Raw genomic sequence first — 1061 nt, forward strand, 5'->3', positions numbered from 1 at the left:
TCCACTTCCAGATTTCCAAGGAATAATGTATTCGCATATTCCATCTCCATTTAGATCTACTTTTTTAGCTCCACTTTTATCTTCCTCCGTTACTTCTGAATTAGGAAGATCTGATATATTCACACTTTTACAACTAAAATCCTTATCTTTAAATTTTTCCTTTTTAGGCCAGTCCGATTCTTCTACGTCAGGGCAAAATGTGTCGGAAGCTGCAGTGTTAGATCCGAACATAAGCATGAGCAATATAATTTTTTTCATGTTTGTCCTTCAATTTGCTTGCATAACGTTGCCAGCAGAGGCGGCCTACGCTGTTTATGCGCGCAGCGCATAGCGTAGGCCGTCCTGCGGAGGCGCGCAACGCCGGAGCGTACTGCCTGGCCTTGTTAGGATTAGTACAGGGGGCCGAGTGACGCATACTGCTGCGCTCGATCAAATAATAAGCTACCCAACTGATGTTCTGGACCAAACTCAGGGCTCCATACATCACTAGCGTAATACTTACCATTCCACGTTAACTCTATGACCCACGTTGATCCATCTAGACCAACCTCGCCCTCTTCTTTTTTAGCCTCTAAATATGATTCTACAATTTCGGTTCTAACAGCTTTCACATACTGAGAATCAACCTTGACAGCTAGATCTAGTTTCTTACCTTGCTGAGCTCCCATGTCAAAACCACGAGATTCGATAAGCATCTTACCTTCATTTAAATCTAGAGTTATCCAAATTGCGTCTTCAAATGATCTATATAGAGAGAATCTCACAATTTCTTTTTTCAACTTTTGCTCAAATAGACTTCCAGAGCGAAGTGACGTAGCAGGAAAGGCAGATACTTCTTCACTTACCGGATCTCTCACAATTTTTTGGTGGCGTTGGATGATTTCCTGAGAATAAAATGAAACAAATGCAATTAATATCAAAACAGCGCATGTGATGGTGATATTTTGCATGACTTTCCCAGAATCCTAACGTCGCCAGCAGCGGCGGCCGTAGCGCATTTTGCGCGAAGCGCATTGCGTAGGCCGTCCGGCGGAGGCGCGCAGCGCCGGAGCGTACTGACT

General features: G+C 44.0%; 2 protein-coding genes. Both read right to left on the bottom strand.

Going from position 1 to position 1061, the window contains the following annotated elements; all coding sequences use genetic code 11:
* The coding region (locus FHS09_RS22505) for a hypothetical protein (protein WP_183464148.1) at nt 1-258 on the bottom strand (258 nt) is incomplete at its 3' end.
* Between the two features lie 131 nt (nt 259-389).
* Entirely contained in the window at nt 390-950 is a 561-nt protein-coding gene (locus tag FHS09_RS22510) for a hypothetical protein (protein ID WP_183464150.1), read from the bottom strand.
* Between the last annotated feature and the right edge of the window lie 111 nt (nt 951-1061).

Source organism: Microbulbifer rhizosphaerae, from assembly GCF_014191725.1.
Lineage (GTDB): Bacteria > Pseudomonadota > Gammaproteobacteria > Pseudomonadales > Cellvibrionaceae > Microbulbifer > Microbulbifer rhizosphaerae.

Excerpts from the sequence above, each read along its gene's own strand:
- FHS09_RS22510 (WP_183464150.1), bottom strand. The coding sequence starts at position 950 with ATGCAAAATATCACCATCACATGCGCTGTTTTGATATTAATTGCATTT.